Raw genomic sequence first — 18501 nt, forward strand, 5'->3', positions numbered from 1 at the left:
CCACCCCTTAGTTATTGATCCGATTAATTAAAGTTATGGAAAAATTTCGTTTTACAACGTATCACTCCCCCGGGGGAAAAGGGAGAGAAAGGGCGGTTTTTGCAACTAAGCTTTAACATCCGCCACATTTCTTTACAATTGCGCTGCTTTATCGGGGAAATATGGCCCAGATCGCCAGTTAGGAACTGCTAGGAACTTAATCGTTACCAAGGCAAATGCCCAATCCCCGCGCAGTTTTCACCAAGGTGCCGTCCAACTGCACCGTTTGATAGGTTTGGATGGCTTCCTCAATGGGCACACTAATGGTTTGACGATTGCGCCAGGCCACCATGTGGTCGAATTTGCCTTCCGCAATCAAGTCCACCGCCGCGACCCCAAACACACTCCCCAACAGGCGATCGAAAGGTGAAGGAATGCCCCCCCGTTGGATGTGGCCCAGCACAGTGACTCTGGTTTCTGCTCCAGTGCGTTGGGCAATTTGTTCCGCAATGTATTTACCAATGCCGCCGTAGCGGTCTTCGCCAAACTGTTGGATTTGCTTGACCTGATCGCCCAATTCTGTCCGCACCGCTTCCGACACCATAACCAGGCAAAAGTTTTTCCCCTCGGCCTGCCGTTGACGAATTTTATTGCACACACTTTGGATGCGGTAGGGAATTTCAGGAATGAGAATAATGTCCGCCCCTCCCCCAATGCCGGCGGCCAGGGCAATGTGGCCCGCATCCCTACCCATCACTTCTAGCACCATGACCCGGTTATGGCTAGCGGCGGTGAAATGCAAACGATCCAAGGCTTCGGTGGCAATGTTGGTGGCGGTGTCGAAACCAATGGAAATTTCCGTTGCCCCCACATCATTGTCAATGGTTTTGGGAATGCCCACTAAGTTGATGCCCCCCTGTTGGGCTATGCGGCGCAAAATGGCTAAACTACCGTCTCCGCCAATGCCAATGAGAGCGTCAAGCCCCAACTGACGATAACCGGCAATAATATCTTCGGTGCGGTCCCGCACAGTGCCGTCGGCCATGGGAAAAGCGAACGGATTACCCTTATTGGTGGTGCCTAAAAAGGTACCTCCCATCATTAACAAATGGTCAATGTTATCCCGGTGCAGGGCGATCGCCTTGGAGGGATTTTCCATTAGTCCCTGGGTGGCTTCTTGAATGCCAATTACTTCCCAACCGTAGGTGCCAATGGCATGGTGTACCACGGAGCGAATTACGGCGTTTAGTCCGGCACAGTCTCCTCCACTGGTTAAAATACCAATGCGTTTAATTTCCCCCATGGTTTTCCTTGCCGATATAGTTCTGTTTTATTTGTAGAAGCAAATCGAATCAGCAAAACTTCTTTGTGAGAATTCTTAAAATTGTCCTCAATCCTTAACCTACTTTTAACTGATGCTGGCTAAGCTCCGCCAACGCCTTGCTTTTTTAACCCGTACCAATGGGACTATTGATTGGGGTAGGGGCATTCGTACTTTTTGCGGCATGGCAGTCCCCTATCTGGGGGGCATGGCCCTGGGAAATCCCCAACTAGGTTTGGGCGTTGGTTTAGCTTCCCAATTAATTTTATTAGCGGACATGGGGGGACTATATTCCGTCCGTTTGAAGACTATTTTCGGGGCCTGGGTCGGGGCGGCGATCGCCATGGCAGTGGGAACTATAGTGCCCGATGGTTGGGGTTTAGGGCTAGCAATAACGGGCTTCGTTTTATTTGCTAGCGGTTATCTAGCGGTTTATGGGGAGCAGGGAGCCATGGTGGGCATTGTCACCACCTTTGCTTTTCTCCTCGGTGCCCAAAATGTCAGTACCGATTCCTTTGAATTTACCTCCCTGGCGATCGGGGGAATGTGGAGCTTGATATTAGCTATTTTCATTTGGCCCTTCCGTCCCAATCAACCTTTGCGGCAAATGGTTGCCAACAATTACAGCATTTTAGGCAATTATCTCCGGGCCATGGCCGCCGCTAACTTTAGTCCCGATGACCCCCAAGCTCAGCAATTGGTGGTCAAACTGCGTCAAAACTTGCTTAAATCTCGGCAAACTCTGGTGGCCAGCCAGCGAGGATTATGGGGACAAAGTAAATTAAGGGAATTATTATTAGTTTTAATCGAGCATACGGAAAGATTAAATAAATGCCTAATGTTGCTCAATGAAATTGTTAATTTCCACAATCTACCCCAATTACAAACAGTGGAAATCCTAATGGAAGATGCGTTTAATGCTCTGGGGGAAGTTTGCTTAGATTTAGGACAAATGGTGCTAGGCAAAAGACGCATTCCTAACACTAACCGTTTGCAACTATTAGTGCAAGCATTGCAACAGCAAAAAAAATTACAACGGCAGGCTCTCACAGAGGATTTTAACGACTACAACAGTTTAACCACCGTAACCCAATTGGTTAACCATTTAGAAAACCTGATCAAACAATTAGAGCAAACCATTCAAACCGCGGAACTTTTACAAAATCCCCAACTTTTTTCCGATAATAATTCCAATGATCAAGGAAAACTAAATAAAGTTAGGCTTATGCCTTGGTGGGACCCCCTAGGGAGTAATTTTCACCTTAACTCGCCTTTGTTACGCCATGGTTTGCGCATGGCATTGGGGGGTATGGTGGGGGCAACAATTGCCCATCTAACTCAAATTCCCTACGGTTTTTGGATTGTTATAACGCTAATTTTTGTGCTCAAGCCGGATTTTAGTTTAACTTTTCAAAGGTTATCCAATCGTCTTTTAGGCACTTTTTTAGGGGTATTAGTAATGTCCATTGCCCTCAAGCTCATTCAAGACCCCCAATTGCTCAGTTGGCTGGGAATTTTGGCGATCGCCATGGGGATGGCCCTGTTGAGATTTCACTACAGTGTGGCGGTCTTTTTTATCACAGCTTTTGCTTTAATTCTTAAGGCCATTGATCCGTCGGTGCCCACGGAATATGCCCTCCTTTCCCGCCTGGTTTGTACCCTCATTGGCAGCGCCATTGCCCTAGGTTTAGCCTTTAGTTTTCTGCGGCAATCGGAAAATTTACGCTTCACCCAGGCCAGTGTCAGAATGCTAACTAATCTGGAGCAATATTTTCAGCAATTAATCCCCGCCCTACTGGGAAAAGAGTCAATTAACAAAAAAGAAGCAGAAAGGGTACGCAATGAAACTCGGTTAGCAGCCACCGCCATGCAGATTGCCCTGGATCGCTTACTCAGTGACCCCAGCACTCCCCTGGAAAAACAAGAGCCAGCCTTGACCATGACCAATTATCTAGCCCGCTTAAGTAGGGGTTTTCGGGTTTTGATCAGTCATTTGGAAAATAGCTCCGGCAGTAATCCCCCGCCCCCCATTAAGTTATTTACCGAGCAAGTACAACAAAGTTTGGAAAATTTACGCTTTTCCCTGGAGCACCAATCATCACCAGCGGCTTTGCCCCCCATGGCCACCACCATTAAAGAAATCCGGGAATATCACCAGAGTTATCAAGCCCAAAGAATTACGGAAATTAATCAAAAACAAGACTTTACTCCCACCCGCCGTTATTTGGACGATTTTAATTTGGTGGTGGAGGAATGCCAACAAATTTACCAACGCCTGGAAACTATCCACTCGGCGATCGCCAGATTTACCGATAGCCCCCAACTGGCCAATGGAATCAAACTCAAAAGTCAGCCCAGTTGAGCAATGTAAATGAGGAAATGAGGCAACAACAAAAAACCACCCCAAACAAGGCAAAGTTCAGAGCGGTGTGGATATTTATGGAATTGGGGAAGTCAATAATTGCCCTATCTAGACAATGAATAATGGCTAGACCGCAATCAGTGGGAGTTTTAGTAAACTCCTGGATTAATACGGTCATCGCCAGAAGTTAGCTCAATGCTTGGTTCGGTGACGGTGAAGCTACCCAAATTGGCTTCCAAGCGGCTTTTTTGGGTTTCACTCAAACCAGGAATGTCCAAAACTTCCTCTACGGTGTCGTAGGGGGCATTTTTAATGATTTCACTGGCCAAATTGGGATAAAAGCCCCGCAGACCACGAAAATCCCGAATATCACTATTATTTAAATCAATCTTTTGACCAAAATCCGTGGTCAATTTAGCATCCACAGCGTTTAGTTCAGCCAATATAGGATTGGGAGTGAGAGCTTGGGCCAAATCCGCTCCCAGAAAACCCATCAGTCCGATCAATAAGCTACACGCAACCAGTAGGCGGGAAATAAATTTCATGAATTGTCTCCTATAACCAAGGCAATGAATTGTTACTATCTAAGAAAATTATGCCGACTGCGCCGATTTTGGGAGGTCAAACCAGCGCTAATTACAATAGATTGTATATTCTTGGGGCACGGCTGACCATCTTCCCTGGATTGACTGAGTAATTATACTTATTAGGTTTGCGGTTGGTTTAACCGTTGGAGAGATTAAATACCAATTACATATTTTCGCCATTCATGGTTGCGGTCATTGCGAGTATGTTTAATAATTTCAAACAGCAAACTGCTGTAGGGACGCCGGGGGGTATAATTTAGGGACATTTGTGCTTCCCTAGGGGTACGATTACCCTTCTTGATGTTGCAACGCACACAGGCAGTGACCAGATTTTCCCAACTGTCTCCCCCACCCCGGGAACGGGGAATAACGTGGTCTAGGGTGAGTTGTTCACCTTTGTAATTGCAATACTGACAGGTGTGGCGATCGCGCTCCAGTACGTTGCGGCGAGTAAGGGGGATTTCCTTGTAAGGAACCTTGATATACTGCCGCAGGCGAATCACCGACGGGAGGGGAAAATTGGCGTAGATCAGCTTGCCATTATTTTCCAAAGCTTCGGCCTTATCTTTCAGCAGTAACACCACCGCCCGTTGCCAATGGGTAATGTTTAAAGGTTCATAGGAAGCGTTGAGGACTAAAACCTTAGCCATGGTCTGCCATCGCTGAATTTTTTTCCCTAGATGCTAGCACAATCAGCTTTTGGGATTCAGAGGGCTGTTGCTCAGTTAGAACTTTTTTCGATTCTGCTACTAACTCCCTGGAAAAATAGGCGAGTGTCCCTGGCGGTTGGTTTTGCCATAATCCACCATAGGTGAACCCCCCAACAGCATTGAGTCAGGGGGGACAAAATAGCCAGAGCTAGGCATTAGGGAATATGGACGGAGGAAACCATCGACTATTCTTCAGTACTGTTTACTAAAATCTCACCGTCAAAGGGTTGAACACCAACAGCGGGATATTCATCATCCGAAGGGCCAAAAACCCTGGCAAATGCTTCGGTGAAATATTGCATAAGGTCCTGTAGCATCTCAAGTAATTTCATCATAACCTCCGTCCCAATGGGGGAAACTCAACAGTTGTCTTTTGGGCAAGTTTGAGAAAACGGGGAGGTTTTCTGCCTCTGGTTTTATCAACCAGGACTAGGTATTAGGTAATTTATTTTCCTGCCCCCTGATCTTTCCTCTTGTTTTAATTATCCAATGAAAAACAGGTTAGATGAGGATTTCTTAATATATTGTCAAATTGGGCAAATTTTTTAGACCAGACTCCAGGGCAACTTTTTACTGCTCAATTTATTTTTTGCCCACTGGGCATATCTCCTCAGGCATTTACCACAGTTCCCTTATGGTTTTCTGACAAACACAATTTTGTTTGACCTAGGTTGAAATTTTTGTCTTAACTGCCCGGATTTTTAGATCATGTATTCACTACTAACTAGATTGAGAAATGTTGAGACTGGCCAAGCTAAAGTCTGGCAAAGTCGATTGACAGGGGGGAGAGGTATCCCCTAGGCTTAGGCTTATTTTCCGGCCTCCGGTCGACCAGCTCAGCTTGGGCAATTGATCAACAATTCATTCCATAGAACTAATCAATGCGTGTTTGTGTTATCGGAACGGGATATGTGGGTTTAGTCACTGGCGTTTGCCTGGCCCATATTGGCCATCAAGTAATTTGTGTTGATAACAACGAGGAAAAAGTCAAGCTCATGCGGGCAGGGCAATCCCCCATCTATGAACCCGGGCTGTCGGAGTTGATGGTGGCCAATATGGAAAGCGGTCGTCTAGTATTCACTACGGATTTGGGCAAGGGAGTCCAGGAGAGTGCAATTCTTTTCATTGCAGTGGGTACTCCCGCCTTGGAGGATGGTTCCAGTGATACCCGTTATGTGGAGGCGGTGGCCCGCAGTATTGGTGAGCATCTCGATGAACAGTATCGGGTGATTGTCAATAAATCAACTGTGCCCATTGGTTCCGGGGATTGGGTGCGGATGATTGTCACCGAAGGCAATGAAGCCCATCAACAACAAACGGGTCAGGCGATCGCCGTTAACTTTGACGTGGTTAGTAACCCAGAATTTTTGCGAGAAGGGTCGGCGGTTTACGATACGTTTAACCCGGACAGAATTGTGTTGGGGGGCAATAATCCCCAGGCCTTGGCTTTAATGCGGGAACTTTACACGCCCTTAATTGAAAGGCGGGTGGGGGAAAATCCTGAGCTGCCGCCGGTGCCGGTGGTGATGACGGACCTTAGTTCGGCGGAAATGATTAAGTATGCGGCCAATGCTTTTTTGGCTACCAAAATTAGTTTTATTAACGAGGTGGCCAATATCTGTGACCGGGTAGGGGCGGATGTGACCCAGGTGGCCCAGGGCATTGGCTTGGATTCCCGTATCGGTAGTAAATTTCTTAATGCGGGCATTGGTTGGGGAGGTTCCTGTTTTCCGAAGGATGTGTCTGCGTTGATCCACACTGCGAAGGACTATGGTTACACCACTTCAATTTTGAATGCCGTAGTGGAGGTAAACCAGGTACAACGGCTGATTGTGGTGGAAAAACTACAGCAGGAGTTAAAAATCCTTAAAGGTAAGGTGATTGGCCTGTTGGGATTGACTTTTAAGCCGGATACGGATGATATGCGGGATGCTCCAGCCCTGAACATAATTCAACAACTAAATCGTTTGGGAGCCAAGGTGAAAGCCTATGATCCGATTGTTTCCCAGTCTGGGGTAAGCCATGGTTTATCGGGGGTAAAAATTGAGTCGACCCCGGCTATGTTGGCGGACCAGTGTGATGCGTTAATTTTGGTGACGGAATGGCAGGAATTTTTAAAGCTAGATTTTCCTGTCCTGGCCAGCCGTATGCATCAGGCTGTGATCATTGATGGTCGTAATTTCCTCGACAAGGAAAAATTGCAAGGGGCAGGATTCCGTTACCTAGGGGTTGGTCGTAGTTAGGGCCATATTCAGCTCAAAAGTTGATGGGGAATTAAACACCGCCAGATAAGTCCTAGTGACAATCTTGCCCAACTTCAATTCCCCCCCTATCTCCCACGGACAGTAGAAATAAACAACGTTACAATTAGATACAATCATCGTTGTCAACCATAGGGATAAATGCCTTACCCTGGGCGTGTTTCACCATCACTGACGACGGCATAAAAATTGTCCCATTGTTTTTCCTATGACCTTTGTAGCCGCTTCCATAACTGATAACCAATTCGATGTGGCGATCGCCGGGGGAGGCGTTGTGGGGCTGGTACTAGCGGCGGGTTTGCGTCATACGGGGCTGAAAATTGCCATTATCGAAGCTTTACCGAAGGAACAGGCCCTAACTAAGCCCCAGGCCTATGCCATTTCCCTGCTGTCGGGCAAAATCTTAGCGGGACTGGGGGTCTGGGAAAATATTAAGGACTCCATCGGTCATTTCGAACGCATCCAAATTTCCGATAATGACTATCGGGGTACCGTTCCCTTTGCCAAGGAAGATGTGGACGAACTGGCCCTGGGCCATGTGGCGGAGCATCCAGTCATTCTGCAGGCGCTGGAAAATTGTGTAGAGCAATGTCCCCGCATTGCCTGGTTTCGTCCCGCTGAGTTGATCAGTTTTACGGCGGGAGAGAACCACAAACAGGTCACCCTACAACAGGAAGGCAGAGAAATTACCCTACAAACCAAATTGTTGGTGGCGGCGGATGGAGCCCGTTCCCACACCCGTTCCCTGGCGGGGATTCAAACCAAGGGGTGGAAATATTGGCAATCCTGTGTGGCTTTCACCATCCAGCATCAAGCCCCTGACAATACCACTGCCTTTGAGCGTTTTTGTGACACTGGTCCCATGGGGATTTTGCCCCTACCCGGCGATCGAGCCCAGATTGTCTGGACCATGCCCCACCATAAGGCCCATACCCTAGTGAATCTACCGGAAGCGGATTTTATTACAGAACTGCGCCAACGCATTGGCGATCGCCTAGGGGAATTTCATTTAATTAATGCCCGCCGTTTATTTCCGGTGCAACTAATGCAGAGCGATTGTTATGTGCAACCCCGCTTGGCATTAGTGGGGGATGCGGCCCACTGTTGCCATCCGGTGGGGGGTCAGGGTTTAAATTTGGGCATTCGGGACGGAGCCGCCCTGGCCCAGGTTATTGCCACGGCCCACAGCCAAGGGGAAGATTGGGGTTCCCTAGCAGTGCTGAAACGTTATGAACATTGGCGTAAACCAGAAAATTGGCTCATTTTGGGCTTCACTGACCTGCTAGATCGTTTCTTTTCCAGTCATTGGCTGCCGGCGATCGCCTTGAGAAGGTTTGGCCTAGAGGTATTGCGCCTAGTGCCTCCAGCGAAAAAGCTGGCCCTCCGTTTGATGACCGGTTTGCTCGGTCGGAAACCCCAATTGGCCACAGGGCAATCCTTAGTGAGTCAGTAGCTCTAGGTATTCCTAGATAGTGAGGCGACGGGCAATCAAACTCCCCAGCAATACACCGATCGTCCCGATTCCTAAACTCCCTAAACCGTAGAGCACTCCCTGGCCCAACTGTCCCATACGCCAGAGGGAAGTCACTTCCAAGGCATAGGTGGAAAAGGTGGTGTAAGAACCCAAAAATCCCACTGCTAAAAGCAACCTTAAATCCGGAGACATCAAGGCCGGTTGGGTCGCCAATGTCACCACCAGACCCATACCCACACAACCGGAAAAATTAATTAAAAAAGTGGCATAGGGTAAATCGTTACCAAAAAGCCCGGCCAGAAAAATAGTGGCATAGTAGCGGGCCAACGCCCCCGGTATGGCTCCTAAAATAATTGCCAATGGCGACCTGAGAGAAGCTGGCATGGCCCCCAACCATTGCAATAAAGGATTCATACAAGATCGTCAAAATCGAATTCCCGGTCTAATTGTTGTTGGGAAGGGACTCCCCGCCGACGATTACCACCGGGTAACGGGGCCAACAAACTACCTACCACCAGTCCCCCGGCCAAGGAAAATACCAACAGCAGACCCACCGGCATCTCAATAGACTGCAATGTCAAAAAACTCAGGGCCACAGGGGTGACATTTTGGATAGTCAATAATGCCAGGGATATTAACCCCAAAGCTAAAACCATGGCGATCGCCAATTGACTCATGCGACGTAGCATCCAACGAAAACTCCCCTCTGCGGTCGGCTCCACTCCCCAAGGATAGCTCAAAAGCCAGCCCAAGCCGTTCCCATTACCCCCAAGCTGAAACCACCAACCCTTGCCACTGCAGAAAAAATCGAGCATTCTGGATTATGAGGATTACGGTTAAAATAGTTGGCCGTCAGCCACGGCGACAACGGTGGCAGCAAGAGTAATAAAAAACAACACCAGTGGACTTGCCCTATTCCACTTTTTTCCATGTTCATCCCCCCAAAGATGGGACTGACATGCCCTGAAGAGAGCCCTATGGTGGTAGTAGAGCAGTCAAAGCTCTAATTTGGTCTCGGTGTGTTAGGACGTGTCAAGGAGAGAAGCTGATGAAATTACAGCATCCCAAACCCCACAATTCTGTCCGTCGGGCGCTGCGCTCTTGGGCCGGCCCCTTGGCGATCGCCCTAGTGATGATCATTGGCCTGGAAACGGCGGCCACAGCGGCTTTTTCTAGTCTCGAGGAACATACCGTTGTTTATAACGGCAAATGCCCCGGTGACAGGGACGATGACTGTAGGGACTAAGCAGACAATTGTCCGTTGGTTAAGGACACTGGTTGACTAATAAACCGGTAATTAATCCTAGCTAGCGGACCATTAGCTTAGTCTTCTACCACTTATTACTAAGGGCAGGCGAGGGAAAATCTCCTTCACCTCCTTTTTTTTTGACAATTTTTGCCAGTGTGGAGGCAAAATAGAAGCAGTTTGGTCAGATTTTCCTCTAATTACTCCAGGGGTAAGCTAAAAAAATTCCCGCGGTCCTGCCCATCGGCGGGCTTAAGATTAAAATAAAGCGAGAACTTTCCCGACAAAATCGTCTCCACTGCTCAGGACAACGACTTGTGCTCTATCTGGCTGAAATTAAGAAACAAACCAAAAACTTTTTAGGCGGTTACAAAACCGAGTTAAAACTTCTGGCCTGTCAGCACAGTGATCAGACCTGGAGTGCCCTGCCTAACGAAGAAAACTTCCAAACCGACGACATGGGAGAAGCCAGGGAGGGAACCCTATGGATCCTAAACCTGAGTAATAGTCGCTCCCTACAAGGGACTCCAGAAGTAGCGGCGCCAGAGTTAGTGCGGCAGTTGCAAAAACTGTCCCGCCTCTCGGAAAAACTCAAGGAACAACAGAGCGAAATTGAACGTTGGCGAGAATCCCTCACTTTTCAGTTCCAAGAACTGAGCCAGCGAGAAATGGAAATTGAAGCGAAGGAGTCGGAGGTTGAAGACCGAGCCAATCAGCTTGCCCAGGTGGAACAGCAAAGATATGAGGTGGAGCAGGCCCGACAAAGGTTAGAAGGGGAAAGAGAACAATTGACCGAACTCCAACAGCAGTTTGGCAGTTTGCTGGAAAATAGTGCTGAAAATCGGGAAGTGTTACAGGGCATACTCCACCGGTTAGGAGCTTACCCGGAAGCTATCCCCGCCCTATTTACGGCCGCAGCCAATGCCCAGCAAAGCACCGACCAACAACAACAGATCTTTAATGACCATTGGCAGATGGTTACCAGTGCAGAACAGGAGTTGGGACGGAACCAAGCATTAATTCAGCAAAAACAGGAATTATTGGTCATCCATGGGCAGGAATTGGATGCCATCGCCCAAGAATTAGCTAAAGCGAAAGTTCAACTAACAGTGGAACAGGAGGGGGTGGTTAATGGCCAAAAGCTCCTGACCCAATTGAAAGCTGAAATTGCGGCCGCTGAAAGCTTACAAACCAATCTCTATCGATTGGCCACCGGCGCAATGAGTGTCGATAAAGACCATCAAATTGATGTGCAACATCTGGAACAATTGCCCCTGGGGGAACTGGAGGAAACCGTTAAAGCATTGCAAACTGATATGCAAAAATTAGCCCGCTTTGTTAACGATCAAGAGGAAGAGTTAACTCTGCAATGCGAAGAAGTGGAAGCTATCCAAGCCCGCCTAGAAGCCGCCGATGAGTATAGTCGTCTCACCATTGAGGAGGAGTTAAACGAAGAGCAGGAAAGGAAGCGCATGCTGGACGAAACCCTGATTGGGCAGCGCCGCAACCTCAAGGAGCGCCAGGAAGTGTTGTTGCAACATCTCAAAATTCTTCGTCGTCGCCAGGGCATTGTGGAAATTGACGACAGTATTCCCAACATTGATTTGGATCCGGTTATCCAACAATTGGAGGGGCGCAAGCATAAACTCCAGGAGGAAAAAAATAAGCTGGAACAAAATTTGCAGTCCACTAGGCAGGGTTTGGCAGAAATTGAAACCATGATTGCTAGTCTCGACCAGCAGTACCAGGCGAAAAAGACTAATTTTGAGCAAAACCGTCGGGAAGTGGAAGATTTACAGAAACAGACAGCGGCGCTAGAAGCCCAGGGTCGTTTGTTGAGGGCAGCTTTGCAACCTCTGCAGGATCAGTTGGATGTAATGAAACCCCGGTTGCAGGAAATGCAGACCCTATTGTTTGGCGGTTAGTTGGGTTGGTTGCCGACTTCCATCGATTGGGGCTGAAGAAATTTCCTTGTGCCCTGGCATTCTGGCCTGGATTGCTGGGATAATGGCCTCTATTATGGGCTTTTGTATCGAAACCATAGTTCTGAAGTTATGACCCAAACCTCCCTCGCCCCGTCCCGTCATCCCCTCAGAGGATATATTCAAAATCTAGAGGCGGGGCAGGCCCTGTTGGTGGATTCCCCGGCTAACACGCTGGAAGTGGTGGGCATCCTCAAAAGCTATGGTGTGATCCTCGATGCCTATTCCATCAATCTGCAACACATTGCCCATACCCAGTATCTGAAGTTATTTCCCTTTTTTAAATATTTCAACGGTAATGTCAATGGCGATCGCCTATTGAAACATTGGTGGCACAATCGCATTAACTACGAGTATGCAGAATATTGCATGAAGGCAATGATGTGGCATGGAGGGGGAAAATTGGATGAATATCTAGACAGTGCCGAGTTTAAAGCCAATGTTAAAAAGTTAATTAAAGCGAAAATCAAAGGCAATCCTTTTTTGCAATTACTTAACCAGATTTTTCCCGAATTTTTGCCGGAACAAATGCGAATGATGGCCTATTATTCCGCCTTGGGTCAATTCTGGCGGGTGATGGCGGATATGTTTTTGAATTTATCTGACCGCCATGACCGGGGAGAAATCAAAACCATTCCTGATGTGGTGCAACATATCCAAGACGGCCTAGTGGCCGATGCCGCCCGCCCCATTATTTACCGGGTGGAGTTGGGGGGAACTACCTACGATGTTTTGCCCCCCAGTGCCAATTTAGCTTTTTTGATGGAAACCGCAGTGCCCTACGTGGAGGCGGTGTTTTTCCGGGGTACTCCTTTCCCTGGCACCATTTCCTACAATGCCCAAGCGGGACAGATTCCCCCTGACCAAAGCCTGTTTACCTATGGGGCCCTCTATGCCGATCCCCTCCCCGTTGGTGGAGCTGGCATTCCCCCCACCTTGCTAATGCAGGATATGCGCCACTTTTTGCCGGACTATCTCCGACGGGTTTATCAGGCATCCCTACGGCAGGAAGGGGATTTACTGGTGCAAATTTGTGAAAGTTTTCAAAAATCAATGTTTTGTGTCACCACCGCGGCCATTCGTGGTTTAGCACCCTATCCCCTGGAGACCGATAATCCCCAGGAACAGGAGACTAACCGAGCTTACCTGGAAAGTTGGATGAATCGTTTTCTCACTTCCCGGGTGGAGATTATTAACCAACCCTCAACCATGGCCGATTAGCCGGCTCTCCATCAGCACTGTGGTTGAAAATCTTGAAACTATTGACCAAGCAATGGAGCGGTGTCGCACAGAAACTCTCCGCCTGTTGCACCGCATTCCCCCAACCCTAGGCGATCGCCAATGGCACCCAGATTTCAGCCCCATTGATTGGCACTTTGGTCACATTGCCTTTACCGAAGCCCTTTGGCTATTGCCGGAGCAGGAGCGGAAAAAATTTCATACCCCGTCTTACCAAAAATTGTTCCGAGCCGATGGTTTATCGAAATCGGAACGCTGTGCATTACCTAGCCGTGGAGTTATTGAGCAATATTTAGGGGAAGTTAGGGCCTCTGTGAAGCAGGTCTGGGGATCGACTGATCGATCCTGGGACCGAGCCCAAGCAAGGTTAAGGTGGTGGCTCCTACAACACGAAGTCCAACATAGTGAAACCATTAGTTTTTTAAGTCATTTAGCCGGAATTGATTTAGGGGTTAATAGCCAAATCCCTGGGGACGAATGCCCAGAACCAGTGCTGGAGGCAACCATGGTGCCTATTCCCGCTGGAGGTTTTTACCAAGGCAGTGAGCAAATATGGGCCCAGGACAACGAACGCCCCGTCCATTGGGTCGAAGTAGAACAGTTCTGGCTAGATAAATACCCAGTTACCCAGGCCCAATACCAACAATTTATCGATGCTGGTGGTTATCAACAAAGTAAATACTGGACAGAAGCCGGTTGGCAATGGCGATCGATGGCGAACGTCACAGCACCGCTTTATTGGCACCCCGAAAGTAATACCCAGAACCATCCCGTCTACGGAGTCAGTGCCTACGAAGCGGAAGCTTATGCCAATTTTGTGGGTAAACGTTTACCCACAGAGCAGGAATGGGAAAGGGCCGCCCGTTGGTCTGGTCAGCATAACTCCAGCACCTATCCCTGGGAGGAAACTTTGCCAACCAAAGAGCAATGTAACTTTAATAATCACCGTGGGCGCACAACCCCTGTCCATTATTATGACCAGGGTCGTAATCAAGGGGGCTGTTATGACCTGTTGGGCAACGTATGGGAATGGACAGCTTCTACTTTCGAGCCCTACGACAATTTTCAACCCTATCCCTATCGGGGTTACTCCCAAGCCTATTTTGATGGGGAACATCGGGTGATGCGGGGCGGCAGTTGGGCCACCCGTAGTTGGGGCTTAAGGGCCAGCTTTCGCAATTGGTACCATCCTTGGACTAGACAAGTTTTGGTCGGTTTTCGTTGTGCCAGTTAAGCTTCAGCAGAAATGTCATCAAACTATTTTTTTACTGCTAAAAACCACCTACAAAGCGCCCAGGACTAAAAGTATTGTGGGGGTCGAACTGATTTTTTAGACGGCCCATCATAGCCAAACCATGGCCACTCTGGCCCCAAACGTCCCAGTGTTTTTTACATTCCGGAGACGCTTCTAACACCGTTACATAACCACCATAATTCTGACAAATTTGCCTTTGCTGGTTCAACTTTTCCCGGTCCAGTTGGCCAAAACGTACCCAACCAATGCCATTGCCCAATTGTACATGTCCCAACCCTGGTAACTGTTGCAGAAAATCCGCTGCCTTAGCGGGTAAAAGACCAAACTTACAGAGTATGGTTTCCGTAGTACCCTGCCCGGCCATGGCATTTTCCCACCGTTGCCAAAGTTCGCTCTCTGCTTGATTGTCAAAGGACTGGCTGGCCAAGGTCAAAGTTTGGGCGAGTTTTTTTACCTCATCAATCTGGGCCTGCACCACCGGCTCTAGGTTTTGGAAACGGACGAGTAAGCCCAATTCTTCCCCAAGGTTTAATGCTTGAACTAGAGCCGGGGAACAGATTAGGGCCGCGGTGGGTGCCAGTCCCGATCGCCGCAGGGCTTGGCTGAGTTTGGCTAGTTGGTTGGTATCACCAGTTAAAAAAACTGTTTGGGAATGGGAAGGTAGAGGGTAAAGACGGAAGGTAATTTGGGAAATAAAACCTAACGTGCCGTAGGAACCAACGAAAAGTTTCATCAGGTCATAACCTGCCACATTTTTGACCACCCTACCGCCGGCTTTGGCCAGTTGCCCATCCCAGCGGACAAAGGAGAACCCCAAAACTAGGTCTCGCACCCCACCGTAACGCTGTTGCCACGGCCCCGCACAACCTGTGGCCATAATGCCTCCCACCGTTGCCTGGTCATGGTAGAGGGGATTAAGGGGCAGAAATTGCTGATGGGGTTGCAAAATAGCCTGTAAATCCTTGAGTTTGACCCCCGCTTCCACCGTCACGGTCAAATCTGCCACCGCATGGTCAACAATCCTATTCAGGCCAGCACTGCTAACCAGTAACTGCACCGGCTTAGCTAATCCACCCCAAGCCAATTTACTTTGGTTGCCACAGGGGATGACTGGCCAATTATTTCGATCGCACTCACTTAGCAAACATTGCAACTCTTGCTGACTTTCTGGGGCCACCCAATGACTGGGGGCATGTTCCGGCTCAGCTAAAGCCTGGGCGATCGCCATTTGTTGGTGGGGAGGCAAATCTTGGACGGAACAGCTAGAGCTGTGGGGAAAGTTTTGGGGTGAAAAAGGTAGGGAAACAACAGCCATGGGCATTGATAAAGACAAATAGCAACCCCCAAAATCTCCAATTACAACGTCGATTTTGACGCAGTTTTGTGGTTAATTTAAAACAAATTAAGGCAAGACTGAGGGTCCCATATTCTTGGACAATAGCATAATGCTTGACGGTAGTTGCTAGAATTTGTCTAGGGGTAAGGGAGACTCCTTTACCACCGTCCTTCCGTTGAACAGGTCAAACTTTTTATCCCGTCCCTGAGAGGTCAATGTCATCCCCCCAAGTCCCCACAGTTTTTGCCATTGACGATAGCCCTTTGAATCTTAAAATTCTCCAGCGTTTTCTGGAAAAACAAGGCTGGAAAGTGTTCATAGCGGAGGATGGATTAACAGCCATTACTGAGATCAACCAAGTGCAACCGGACATAATTGTTTTGGATATTATGATGCCCGGTATAGATGGCTTTGAAGTTTGTCGTCGTCTCAAAGCGGCTCCAGCCACAGCGGAAATTCCGATCATTTTTCTTTCTGCCCTCACCGATCAAAAAAGCATTGTCAAAGGATTAGAATTGGGGGCAGTGGACTACATCCACAAACCATTTCAGCAAGAGGAAATTATCACCCGTTTACAACTACAACTCAAGTTACATCAAACAAACCAAGCTCTGCTGCAAAAGAATCAACAATTAGAAGAACAAATTGAAAAAACAGCCCGGACCCAAGCGGCATTAATGCAGTCGGAAATCAACTTTGCCGTTGCCTTTAACCAAAGTCCTGACCCCATTTTTATTTACGGCCGTAATAGCGGCTGTATTATGGATGTTAATCAGCCATTTTGTCAATTTTTTGGCTTGACCAAACAGGAATTGGTGGGAGTGAGTCGTCAGCAGTTTTACTTTTGGGTAGATGAACAACAAAGACAAAGTTTTTTAAGGGATTTATTGCTATGGCAAAAAGATGGCCTGGTTAAGTTTGAAAATCGGGAAATTGAAGTCTATGACCAGGAAAAACAAGTCCGGACAATGTTGCTATCCGGGGAGCCGATGGAATTTAATCGGGTAGATTGTTTACTGTTTGTCATGCGCGATATTACCGAACGCAGAAAAGCCGAAAAACAACTCAAAATTCTCTCCCAAGCCTGCGAACAAAGTCCTGCTTCCATTGTTATTACCGATGTTCAGGGCAATATTACCTATGTCAATCCTAAGTTTGAAGAAATTTCTGGTTATAAATCAGCAGAAGTGCTGGGCAGAAATCCCAGAATTTTAAAATCCGGCAATAAAACCCAAGAAGATTATGAATTAATGTGGAAAACCTTGGCCTCCGGTCGTAATTGGCACGGGGAATTTCATAACCGTAGAAAAAATGGGGAATTATATTGGGAAAGGGCGTCCATTTCCCCCATTTCTAATCAGCAGGGTATTGTCACCCATTATGTAGCAGTCAAAGAAGATATTACCAAGGAAAAACAACAAGCGGAGGCTCTTTTTCACCAAGCCCATTATGACCATTTAACCGGTTTACCCAACCGCATTTTAGCCAAGGATCGGCTCCAACAAGCCATCGAGTCGGCCCTACGCCAGAAACATATATTTGGTTTAATGTTTTTGGATTTGGATAATTTTAAAAAAGTGAATGATACCCTCGGCCACGATGCGGGGGATCAACTTCTAGTGGAAGTTTCGGAACGATTACAACGGGCTTTGCGACAGACAGATACCGTTGCTCGCTTGGGGGGGGATGAATTTTTAATCATTTTAGATCAGGTTTCCCATAGCCGTAAGTTAATGGCGATCGCCCAACGGTTATTAAGGGTGATGCGGCAGCCGGTCAATTTGCAAGGTCTGGAATTTTTTGTCCATGGCAGCATTGGCATTACCGTTTTTCCCGACGATGGTTTCCATGCTGATGTCTTGCTGCGGAATGCGGATACGGCCATGTATGCGGCCAAGCTAGCGGGGCGGAATATGTTTCGTTTTTTCACCCCCCATATGAACCAGGCAGCCCAACAGAGAATGGCAATAGAGTCGGAATTGCGCCAGGGTTTATCCCGCCAGGAATTCCAAATTTTATATCAGCCCATTGTCAGTTTGGAGTCGGGGCAAATTGTCGGGGCGGAAGCGTTGATGCGTTGGCATAATCGACTGCTGGGTACAGTGCCGCCGGATCAGTTTATTCCCATTGCAGAGGAGGTGGGTTTGATTGTGGAGTTGGGGGAATGGTTACTAGATAATGTCTGTTGCCAGGCAGCCCATTGGCATAGCGCCTTGGGGGAGCAAACTTTTTGGGTGTCGGTGAATGTTTCCCCCCGGCAGTTAAAAGATAGTTATTTTGTTGCTATTTTGCAGGGATTCTTACAACGGTATCAGGTGCGACCGGAATGGTTAGAGCTGGAAATTACAGAAAATTTAATCCTGGAAGAAAATGGCGACCTACTGAAAAATTTAAGTGATTTAGAAGAAGAAAATATTGCCCTTTCCCTGGATGATTTTGGTACTGGTTACAGTTCGTTAAACTATCTGCGTAAATTTAACTTTAATTCCCTCAAAATTGATCGCTCCTTTGTAGAATTGTTGCCCCATGATAATAATACTGTGGGGTTGGTGCGGGCCATTATTGCCATGGCCCACCATCTAGAGCTAAAAGTGATTGCTGAGGGCATTGAAACCCCAGAACAGTGGAATTTTCTTCGTCTCCAAGGCTGTGATTATGGCCAAGGTTATCTATTCAGTCCGGCGATCGCCGTGGAGGAATGGGAAAGCCTGGGGCAGAAGCCACCGTTCTTCCCCTGATTCCGGTAGGA

The 18501-nt window shown here is 47.9% G+C and carries 15 protein-coding genes; 8 read left to right on the forward strand and 7 right to left on the reverse strand.

Annotation, left to right across the window (positions count from 1 at the left end; genetic code table 11):
* Positions 1 to 196: 196 nt before the first annotated feature.
* Positions 197 to 1282, reverse strand: coding sequence for an ATP-dependent 6-phosphofructokinase (locus tag SYNPCCP_RS01390; RefSeq protein ID WP_010871475.1), 1086 nt, complete (start codon positions 1280 to 1282; stop codon positions 197 to 199).
* Positions 1283 to 1394: 112 nt separating this feature from the next.
* Here SYNPCCP_RS01390 and SYNPCCP_RS01395 point away from each other — a divergent pair, with 112 nt between their 5' ends.
* Entirely contained in the window at positions 1395 to 3662 is a 2268-nt protein-coding gene (locus SYNPCCP_RS01395) for an FUSC family protein (protein ID WP_010871476.1), read from the forward strand.
* A gap of 149 nt (positions 3663 to 3811) precedes the next feature.
* Here the strand turns inward: SYNPCCP_RS01395 and psbU are convergent, their stop codons facing one another.
* The 3 genes from psbU to SYNPCCP_RS17745 all read right to left on the reverse strand — a co-directional run bounded on the left by psbU (position 3812) and on the right by SYNPCCP_RS17745 (position 5276).
* Positions 3812 to 4207 carry a photosystem II complex extrinsic protein PsbU gene (gene psbU / locus SYNPCCP_RS01400; protein WP_010871477.1) on the reverse strand — a complete coding sequence of 132 codons (396 nt, stop codon included), beginning with the start codon at positions 4205 to 4207 and terminating at the stop codon, positions 3812 to 3814.
* A 194-nt stretch (positions 4208 to 4401) separates the two neighbouring features.
* Positions 4402 to 4899, reverse strand: coding sequence for an HNH endonuclease (locus SYNPCCP_RS01405; RefSeq protein WP_010871478.1), 498 nt, complete (start codon positions 4897 to 4899; stop codon positions 4402 to 4404).
* A gap of 245 nt (positions 4900 to 5144) precedes the next feature.
* On the reverse strand, positions 5145 to 5276 hold the full coding sequence (locus SYNPCCP_RS17745) for a hypothetical protein (RefSeq protein ID WP_255345266.1): 132 nt from the start codon (positions 5274 to 5276) through the stop codon (positions 5145 to 5147).
* A 564-nt stretch (positions 5277 to 5840) separates the two neighbouring features.
* On the opposite strand from SYNPCCP_RS17745, the gene SYNPCCP_RS01410 reads away from it, so the two are divergent.
* Together SYNPCCP_RS01410 and SYNPCCP_RS01415 are read left to right on the forward strand one after the other, a co-directional pair.
* Positions 5841 to 7202 carry a UDP-glucose/GDP-mannose dehydrogenase family protein gene (locus tag SYNPCCP_RS01410; protein WP_010871479.1) on the forward strand — a complete coding sequence of 454 codons (1362 nt, stop codon included), beginning with the start codon at positions 5841 to 5843 and terminating at the stop codon, positions 7200 to 7202.
* Between the two features lie 226 nt (positions 7203 to 7428).
* Complete coding sequence (locus tag SYNPCCP_RS01415) at positions 7429 to 8673, forward strand: FAD-dependent hydroxylase (protein ID WP_010871480.1); 1245 nt, start codon at positions 7429 to 7431, stop codon at positions 8671 to 8673.
* Positions 8674 to 8685: 12 nt separating this feature from the next.
* On the opposite strand, the gene crcB is transcribed toward SYNPCCP_RS01415, so the two are convergent.
* Together crcB and SYNPCCP_RS01425 are read right to left on the reverse strand one after the other, a co-directional pair.
* Positions 8686 to 9108, reverse strand: a complete 423-nt coding sequence (gene crcB / locus SYNPCCP_RS01420; protein WP_010871481.1) for a fluoride efflux transporter CrcB — start codon at positions 9106 to 9108, stop codon at positions 8686 to 8688.
* Positions 9105 to 9509 (reverse strand): LapA family protein, encoded by a 405-nt coding sequence (locus SYNPCCP_RS01425; protein WP_010871482.1) that lies wholly within the window; start codon positions 9507 to 9509, stop codon positions 9105 to 9107. Before SYNPCCP_RS01425 ends, crcB begins: the two co-directional genes overlap by 4 nt.
* A 233-nt stretch (positions 9510 to 9742) precedes the next feature.
* Here SYNPCCP_RS01425 and SYNPCCP_RS01430 point away from each other — a divergent pair, with 233 nt between their 5' ends.
* The 4 genes from SYNPCCP_RS01430 to SYNPCCP_RS01445 all read left to right on the forward strand — a co-directional run bounded on the left by SYNPCCP_RS01430 (position 9743) and on the right by SYNPCCP_RS01445 (position 14395).
* Positions 9743 to 9940, forward strand: a complete 198-nt coding sequence (locus tag SYNPCCP_RS01430) for a hypothetical protein (RefSeq protein WP_010871483.1) — start codon at positions 9743 to 9745, stop codon at positions 9938 to 9940.
* Positions 9941 to 10257: 317 nt separating this feature from the next.
* On the forward strand, positions 10258 to 11865 hold the full coding sequence (hmpF, locus tag SYNPCCP_RS01435; RefSeq protein WP_010871484.1) for a pilus motility taxis protein HmpF: 1608 nt from the start codon (positions 10258 to 10260) through the stop codon (positions 11863 to 11865).
* A 48-nt stretch (positions 11866 to 11913) separates the two neighbouring features.
* A complete protein-coding gene (locus SYNPCCP_RS01440) occupies positions 11914 to 13143 on the forward strand; it encodes a CO2 hydration protein (protein ID WP_010871485.1) in 1230 nt (409 codons plus the stop codon).
* Positions 13144 to 13162: 19 nt separating this feature from the next.
* A complete protein-coding gene (locus tag SYNPCCP_RS01445; protein ID WP_010871486.1) occupies positions 13163 to 14395 on the forward strand; it encodes an SUMF1/EgtB/PvdO family nonheme iron enzyme in 1233 nt (410 codons plus the stop codon).
* 37 nt (positions 14396 to 14432) lie between these two features.
* On the opposite strand, the gene SYNPCCP_RS01450 is transcribed toward SYNPCCP_RS01445, so the two are convergent.
* Positions 14433 to 15731: an FAD-binding oxidoreductase gene (locus tag SYNPCCP_RS01450; RefSeq protein WP_223211327.1), complete on the reverse strand. Its 1299-nt coding sequence runs from the start codon at positions 15729 to 15731 to the stop codon at positions 14433 to 14435.
* A 236-nt stretch (positions 15732 to 15967) separates the two neighbouring features.
* On the opposite strand from SYNPCCP_RS01450, the gene SYNPCCP_RS01455 reads away from it, so the two are divergent.
* Complete coding sequence (locus SYNPCCP_RS01455) at positions 15968 to 18490, forward strand: EAL domain-containing protein (RefSeq protein ID WP_010871488.1); 2523 nt, start codon at positions 15968 to 15970, stop codon at positions 18488 to 18490.
* Positions 18491 to 18501: the final 11 nt, after the last annotated feature.

The sequence above is a fragment of the Synechocystis sp. PCC 6803 substr. PCC-P genome, from assembly GCF_000284455.1.
In the GTDB taxonomy this organism is placed as follows: Bacteria; Cyanobacteriota; Cyanobacteriia; order Cyanobacteriales; family Microcystaceae; genus Synechocystis.

Coding starts and splice junctions, on each gene's coding strand:
- SYNPCCP_RS01390 (WP_010871475.1), bottom strand. CDS start 1,282: ATGGGGGAAATTAAACGCATTGGTATTTTAACCAGTGGAGGAGACTGT.
- SYNPCCP_RS01395 (WP_010871476.1), top strand. CDS start 1,395: ATGCTGGCTAAGCTCCGCCAACGCCTTGCTTTTTTAACCCGTACCAAT.
- psbU (WP_010871477.1), bottom strand. CDS start 4,207: ATGAAATTTATTTCCCGCCTACTGGTTGCGTGTAGCTTATTGATCGGA.
- SYNPCCP_RS01405 (WP_010871478.1), bottom strand. CDS start 4,899: ATGGCTAAGGTTTTAGTCCTCAACGCTTCCTATGAACCTTTAAACATT.
- SYNPCCP_RS17745 (WP_255345266.1), bottom strand. CDS start 5,276: ATGCTACAGGACCTTATGCAATATTTCACCGAAGCATTTGCCAGGGTT.
- SYNPCCP_RS01410 (WP_010871479.1), top strand. CDS start 5,841: ATGCGTGTTTGTGTTATCGGAACGGGATATGTGGGTTTAGTCACTGGC.
- SYNPCCP_RS01415 (WP_010871480.1), top strand. CDS start 7,429: ATGACCTTTGTAGCCGCTTCCATAACTGATAACCAATTCGATGTGGCG.
- crcB (WP_010871481.1), bottom strand. CDS start 9,108: ATGAATCCTTTATTGCAATGGTTGGGGGCCATGCCAGCTTCTCTCAGG.
- SYNPCCP_RS01425 (WP_010871482.1), bottom strand. CDS start 9,509: ATGCTCGATTTTTTCTGCAGTGGCAAGGGTTGGTGGTTTCAGCTTGGG.
- SYNPCCP_RS01430 (WP_010871483.1), top strand. CDS start 9,743: ATGAAATTACAGCATCCCAAACCCCACAATTCTGTCCGTCGGGCGCTG.
- SYNPCCP_RS01450 (WP_223211327.1), bottom strand. CDS start 15,731: ATGGCTGTTGTTTCCCTACCTTTTTCACCCCAAAACTTTCCCCACAGC.
- SYNPCCP_RS01455 (WP_010871488.1), top strand. CDS start 15,968: ATGTCATCCCCCCAAGTCCCCACAGTTTTTGCCATTGACGATAGCCCT.